7 protein-coding genes are annotated in these 6,313 nt (G+C 36.5%); 6 read left to right on the top strand and 1 reads right to left on the bottom strand.

Going from position 1 to position 6,313, the window contains the following annotated elements; all coding sequences use genetic code 11:
• On the bottom strand, positions 1 to 110 hold a 110-nt coding region (locus HCZ11_RS19805), incomplete at its 3' end, for a helix-turn-helix transcriptional regulator (RefSeq protein WP_167659246.1).
• A gap of 416 nt (positions 111 to 526) precedes the next feature.
• On the opposite strand from HCZ11_RS19805, the gene HCZ11_RS19440 reads away from it, so the two are divergent.
• The 6 genes from HCZ11_RS19440 to HCZ11_RS19415 all read left to right on the top strand — a co-directional run bounded on the left by HCZ11_RS19440 (position 527) and on the right by HCZ11_RS19415 (position 5,700).
• On the top strand, positions 527 to 901 hold the full coding sequence (locus tag HCZ11_RS19440; protein ID WP_167659245.1) for a hypothetical protein: 375 nt from the start codon (positions 527 to 529) through the stop codon (positions 899 to 901).
• 109 nt (positions 902 to 1,010) lie between these two features.
• Positions 1,011 to 1,634, top strand: a complete 624-nt coding sequence (locus tag HCZ11_RS19435; protein WP_167659244.1) for a hypothetical protein — start codon at positions 1,011 to 1,013, stop codon at positions 1,632 to 1,634.
• A 1,019-nt stretch (positions 1,635 to 2,653) separates the two neighbouring features.
• Positions 2,654 to 2,956, top strand: a complete 303-nt coding sequence (locus HCZ11_RS19430) for a hypothetical protein (RefSeq protein WP_167659243.1) — start codon at positions 2,654 to 2,656, stop codon at positions 2,954 to 2,956.
• A gap of 115 nt (positions 2,957 to 3,071) precedes the next feature.
• Positions 3,072 to 4,088, top strand: a complete 1,017-nt coding sequence (locus HCZ11_RS19425; RefSeq protein WP_167659242.1) for an IS110 family transposase — start codon at positions 3,072 to 3,074, stop codon at positions 4,086 to 4,088.
• A 550-nt stretch (positions 4,089 to 4,638) separates the two neighbouring features.
• Positions 4,639 to 5,007, top strand: coding sequence for a hypothetical protein (locus HCZ11_RS19420; RefSeq protein WP_055199149.1), 369 nt, complete (start codon positions 4,639 to 4,641; stop codon positions 5,005 to 5,007).
• 117 nt (positions 5,008 to 5,124) lie between these two features.
• Positions 5,125 to 5,700: an MFS transporter gene (locus HCZ11_RS19415; protein ID WP_167659241.1), complete on the top strand. Its 576-nt coding sequence runs from the start codon at positions 5,125 to 5,127 to the stop codon at positions 5,698 to 5,700.
• Positions 5,701 to 6,313 lie beyond the last annotated feature (613 nt).

Below are 6,313 nucleotides of genomic sequence, written 5' to 3'. Positions count from 1 at the left end.
ATTTGTGATATTTGTCTACGGCCAATATTAAGAACTTCTGACACTTTTTCTTGAGTAAGTCCTTTCGATTTACGTGCGTTTTTTAATTTTTCACCGTCATATAGTTTCATAGGAGCACCAATAACGCTTCTTTTTGTTACTATATCATAACAAGGTATAGATTAAGTTACTATATAGTATCACTTCACTATATTGTTATTATATAGTAAAACGTGACTTTTTGATGCATCTTAAAGGTGCGACTTTAATAGTTTGAATAACTTGAGGCAGCTTTGAGCGAAGCCAGCATTCAAAGGCTAATGTATAAATAAGCAATTCTCGTTATGCAATTTAAGTGGCTTCTCTTAATGTTATTATATCCAATCTCGAATGAGTAAACTCTCGGTTGTAGCGTAGCCTAAACAATTGTAAATCCTTTTGGCTATGTGTAAGTTATTAATTATTAGATTATGAAAACCGTATTCTGAAAATTGGCACGTTGAATGTTAACGGGAATTCTTGGCATTAAGCTGTTAGGTGAGCAAAGGTGAAGCTGTCATCGCTATCCAAATTATTAAATGAATACATATCTCCAGAAGTGTTTCTAGGAGAATTTATAACTGAATTTTCAGATTATGAAAATAAATTGGATATCAAAGGTTCTTATATTACTCTCGATATCATTGAAGATGAAGAGATTGTTATATCTTTTGCTGATATAAAGAAACTATGTGAATTGTTCATTCAAGATAAACTAAATAAAAATCACTTATGCTTTATCGCTGATGCTCTTCAACTATGTGATTTAGTTGATTTTGAAGAGGAAGGAGTTTTTGACTACGTAGCTGAATTAACAGATCCAGAAATTAATGGTGTTTTTACAAAACAACGAGCTATTGAAATAGTCGAAAACTTCACCTAACAAGGCAATTATAAGTGGGACGTCTAAAGCTTGGCTGGTGGTCCTTTGTCGCTGATTTTAGCCAAGCTTAATACGCCGATATTGCGGCGTTATAATCCACAAGGAAAGTATGAAGGTTGTTTTTAAGTTTATTGGATTGATTGGAACTATTTCTTTCTTTTTGGTTTTTGTTCTATTCATCTACGTTGGTAGTGGAGGTGAAATACCTCCTTCAGCTCAAGAGTATGTGATCTACTTTCAGACGGTATTAGCGTCTTTTCTCACTTCAAACTGGTTTTTTGTTGTTTTTGTAGCTGGTTGGTTTGGAGTTTGTTATGGGCTAGGAAAAGAAAGTGGTTGGCAAAACTTAGCTAAGAGATACAGAAAAAATAATGACAGAGAGCTAGAAGAAAACTTTCTAATTGGAAGTGGGTATATTGGCAAAATACGACACAACGGAATCTTAAAGGTTACAGTAAATAACAGGGGACTTTATTTAAGAGTGCTTTTTCCCTTTAAGTTTGGTCATAACAACCTATTTATTCCGTGGCAAGAAATCTCGGCTGTTACATTAGAAAGTGGTTTATTTTCAGTGAATACTCCGCGCTTTCTGAAGAGTATGACTAAACCATTTTCAAAAACTGAGTATTTAAATATCCAACTAAATGAGTTCCCAAAGCAGCGTTTGACTATTCGAAGTACTGAACAATTACTTAGCTGTATTCCAAAAAACTTGAGAGATAGAGCTGAGTAAGTGGCTTATAACAGAGTAATGTAGTCACTCGCTGGCGCTCGTTGGGAGACAAACACGCAGGCTCCCTTCGCTTCGTTCCGCATTTTAGCCTGCGTATTTATGCCCTTAAGTAGAGTGTTAGCTAGCAAATGAGACCAATTTACAAATTTTTGATCATTGTTGAAGCCATAATTGGATTCGGTCCTTTAGTAATAATACTAGGGCTAGGATTAATCGCTATACCCATCTCAATTGTGGGTATATTAGATGGTTATTATGGTGCACTGCTTATGCTACTTATTGAGATCGGAGGCTTTCTTGGCATGTTCGCGTTTATCTCAGTTTTAATGCATATTCTTGAGCCAAGCAGATATTTTTTGTCGTTTAGTAAATTACGTTTCTTTATAATCTGCGGCTTTTGCTCAATTCTTGGGTTTACATTTATGTCAGGTATAAATATCGAATTAATTTGGCTTCTTATACCTATAGTTGTTTCTGTACACTTTATTTATTTAGGTCGCAAATATGTGTTTGCTGATAGCTAACATACGCTTTAACGAAGCCCTTTCTCTAATACAGAGCCTTCGTTTGGCTCAAACTCATTTTTCTCCAGAGGCAAGTTATTTATATAACTCTTCTTTGTCCATTAACGAGTGAGCAAAGTGCAAAACTTGCACATTGCTTCTGCCCCAAAATGAGTTAACGTAATTACTCTATAGGTCGGCTTTGAGCGATCAAGAGACATTGAGGTCAAACTAATTTATATTGGCTGTATGCAATTACCACAAGGATTTTGAATGAGCGGTGCAAGCATTGAAATATATGCAGATCGATGTGATTTAGAACTGTTCTTTAAATTAATGAGTTCAACAGGCGAATTAAAGTTTGTCCAATCGTTAAGTGGTCTCAATCAAAAGCCTAGAGTCTATGAAAATGCTGAGTCATTATCTCAACATCAAGTCGATTACGAACACCCAAATTCGAAACATCTATTTTTGTGACTAAATAAAAGTGAAAGCGTCTATAGTAGGGAACTTGTAATGAAGGATGGCAGTAACGGTGTAAAATTTAAAACTGATGAAGTCTTTAATCCAACAGCAATATCGATATTACTTGGTGGCGAAGCTGCCTCAGATACGATAGTTCAGACCGTAATTAGCTCCGCATATTATAGTAAAGAGGCTAAATTAAAGTTACATACGATTCGAAAGCTAGTTGATAAGGTCAGCACTAAAGTTAATAGTTTTCGAGTAATGCCATCGTCTTATGAGAGATTGCTAGATGGACAAAGGCTGGCTCAAGGAATTGACTTTAATCGAGATTATGACCTTAAACTAAGTTAGGTTTGAGGGGCTGTAATTGGCACAAAGCATGCGTTCGTCCTAACTCATTAATTAGATGGTACGCCCCACCCATTAGCTAAACTCATAGTGTTGGCTATTACAGGAGGAAACCATCATGTCAGTTGCAAAAGTCATAGGTATTGATTTAGGTAAATCAACCTTTCACCTCATTGGTTACGATTATTCTGGTCGTGAAATATTTCGTCATAAATACTCCAGAGCAAAGTTAGTCGATTTTCTATCAGTCCAAGAATCAACAGTTATTGCAATGGAAGCTTGCTGCGGTGCTCACTGGCTAGCAAGGAAATGCAAACAATTTGGACATGAGGTTAAGCTAATACCAGCTCAATATGTTAAACCTTATGTTAAGACCCATAAGAATGATTACATTGATGCAGATGCGATTGCAGAAGCTGCAACAAGGCCAAACATGAGGTTTGTTTCAGTCAAAACAGAAGAAGCTCAACTAGGGAACGTTATTAGACGTGTTCGTTCTGGCTATATTAAAGAAAGAACCGCCTGTATGAACCGAATTGGCTCGATACTACTGGAATTTGGGCTTAGCTTTCTGAGAGGCCATCATCAAATGAAAAACTTGTTCCAATGGATAGCTGAACAAAATGAAGTGTTGCCACCGCTATTGATTGCAGAGCTAACAACTCAATATGAATATTACAATCAATTAAATGTGTGGATTAAAGCTCAAGAAGATAAGTTATTAGCGTTAAATAAAGAAAACGATATAGCTAAGTTATTACAAACAATTCCAGGTGTTGGGCCTATGACTGCATCATGCTGTATCTCAGCAGTTGGTAGTCCTCAGGATTTTGATAATGGCCGTAATTTTGCCGCTTGGCTGGGGTTAGTTCCATTTCAATACTCAACGGGCGGTAAACCTAGAATGTTAGGTATTTCCAAGCGAGGGAATAAGGAACTGAGAGAGTTATTTATTCACGCTGCTCGTGCCGTTATGTGGCGGGATAAAACAGCGGAAAAATTCTTTGGAACATGGTTGATAAATTTAAAATGTCGAAAGCCATTTAATGTCGCACTTGTTGCTTTAGCAAATAAAATAGCAAGAATAGCTTGGTCTGTAATGACCAAGAAGAAGCCCTTTGAAATTAGAGTTTAAGTCAGTTTGCATATGATAATTAATGATGACAAAACGGTTAGACCACCAGATTGAAGACCTTGTGGACATTTCAGTAAGATAAAGTACTTTCTCATTTTTGAGGACAATCTGGCGCAGATCTCATCGTAGAGCTGGGACTAATGAAAGTCTCTAATAGACTCTGAATACATTAGCGCAAACCATCTCCGTTATTTTTAATTATTAACTTGCAAAACGGGGCGTACCATACATTTGTCCAAAGGCGGGTTATAATATAACTCTCCTTTGCCCCAAGACGTGTTTAGGCGAATGTCTCAAAAGAGCTAACTTCTGCCATTCAAAATTGCTTTTCTATTTCGTTCGTCAAAGTATATTGCTTGCATAGTCAAGAAAACGACCCAATCGCTCGTTTTTATCCTGAGGTAAAAGCGAGAACTCCTAAATTTTAATAACACTGGTAATTAGTTAACAAGTTTGTTAGAAATAATCTAATAAGAAAAACGAGCTACGCTGTGGTAGAAAAACGCGCGATTAGCTCGCTATAAACATGTTATAAAGCACGGAAGTTTTGATGAAAGCCTCAACTATTGAGTTCACAAGTTATAGTGGTAATCAAACATATATTGAATCAATCAACTACGATTTAGACTATTTAAAAGTAGTAGTTGTCGCTGATTCTAATTTACGAATTGAAGTATGTTTTCATCAGCCAATCGGATTTAGGTGTCTTGATGAAGGTGATTTATTAGAATTTTGGGTAAGCAATCAAATAACTAGTAATTGGATTTTACAAATACATGATTCTGGTTGGTTAGCTCAAGAAAGTAATCGCGCTGGCTTCTTATCCAAAGACACTACGTTAAGTGAGTATTTGATTAAAGGCAGCAATGAGTGTTTAAATGTTCTAAGCACAGATAAGCCAGTAATAAGCTTGGTATAAATGCTTTATAACAAGCTAATAAATAAGGACAAAAAACAGTTGGCTGTTTACGTTCCTCAACATTTTAGCCAACAATTTTTTGCCCATTAATAGGGCGTTATACGTTTCGGGAGTTTCATGAGTACATTGGTAGTTGTTAAAAAAAACGGATATGCAACTATTGCATGTGATTCACTTTCTACGGATGGATCAATTACGGTTTGTCCTGAAAACAAAATAAATAACCTTAAGTTTTTTAAACACGCAGATTCATTTATTGGTCTAGTTGGCTGGAGTAACTTTAATGATATTTTGGAAAATATCTTAAACGAAGAATCAATGGATTTAGAATTCTCCAATAGAGCCACAATCTTTAATTCTCTTTTAAAAATTCATCAAAAAATGAAGGATGAATTTTTCATTGAAACTAGTGAAGATGATGATCAACCAGTTGAGTCATCACAAATGGACGGATTAGTAATCAGTCCCAAAGGTATCTTTGAATTTGATAGCTACCGTGGCGTAGATGAGTATTCTAAATATTGGGCGTTAGGCTCGGGCAGACGGTATGCGTTAGGCGCTTTACATGTATCCTATGATAGTGGAAAAACCTCAGAAGAAATTGCTATAGCGGCAGTCACTGCTAGTTGTAACTTTGATGATGGCTCAGCATTACCAGTGTTATTTGAAACTATTGAGTTAAAAAACGTATAACAAGGCCATTAAGTCGGATTCGTAACAGTTGGCTCGGTTCCGCTTCGCTACACATTTTAGCCAACTGCTACTCACCGCTTATGGCGGCGTTAGTTTTCAAAGGAGCCGAGTATTAATCTCAACAGATTCATCCATGAATTAGAATCGCTTTCTGACAGTAAAAGGTGTGATTTTTTCGAGTTCTAGCTCACTCGTTAACAGTAGCTGTACGAGTTTATTTATTGGATAAGGAACTAGATGAATGCGAAAAACTAGATAGGGTTAAGTGGTTAAATGAGATTAACCACAGGGTAATTACCAAAATACATGTAAGGCCATATGACAAAGAAAGTATTGAGGGTTTCTTCGAAATGGTAAGTGACTACATTGAAAAGAACCCAACGATTTACGAGCAATTGGAACACTGTTTTAATAAGTCACTTCACCGTATCGGTGGAAGTTGAAAACTAACAAGGCAATTAGGCGTGGGACGTCTAAAGCTTGGCAGGCGCTCCTTCGTCGCTAATTATAGCCAAGCTTAATACGCCCCATATTGCGGCGTTGGTATGACTCCCACTGTCAAGTTAAACACACTGATCCTTGCCTAACTTTAAGCCATAATTTCTTAACTCGA

Source organism: Pseudoalteromonas sp. HF66 (assembly GCF_011806445.1).
Lineage (GTDB): Bacteria > Pseudomonadota > Gammaproteobacteria > Enterobacterales > Alteromonadaceae > Pseudoalteromonas > Pseudoalteromonas apostichopi.
This window is presented reverse-complemented; position numbering and strand designations above follow the sequence as displayed.

Excerpts from the sequence above, each read along its gene's own strand:
- HCZ11_RS19420 (WP_055199149.1), top strand. The coding sequence starts at position 4,639 with ATGAAAGCCTCAACTATTGAGTTCACAAGTTATAGTGGTAATCAAACA.
- HCZ11_RS19430 (WP_167659243.1), top strand. The coding sequence starts at position 2,654 with ATGAAGGATGGCAGTAACGGTGTAAAATTTAAAACTGATGAAGTCTTT.
- HCZ11_RS19415 (WP_167659241.1), top strand. The coding sequence starts at position 5,125 with ATGAGTACATTGGTAGTTGTTAAAAAAAACGGATATGCAACTATTGCA.
- HCZ11_RS19425 (WP_167659242.1), top strand. The coding sequence starts at position 3,072 with ATGTCAGTTGCAAAAGTCATAGGTATTGATTTAGGTAAATCAACCTTT.
- HCZ11_RS19435 (WP_167659244.1), top strand. The coding sequence starts at position 1,011 with ATGAAGGTTGTTTTTAAGTTTATTGGATTGATTGGAACTATTTCTTTC.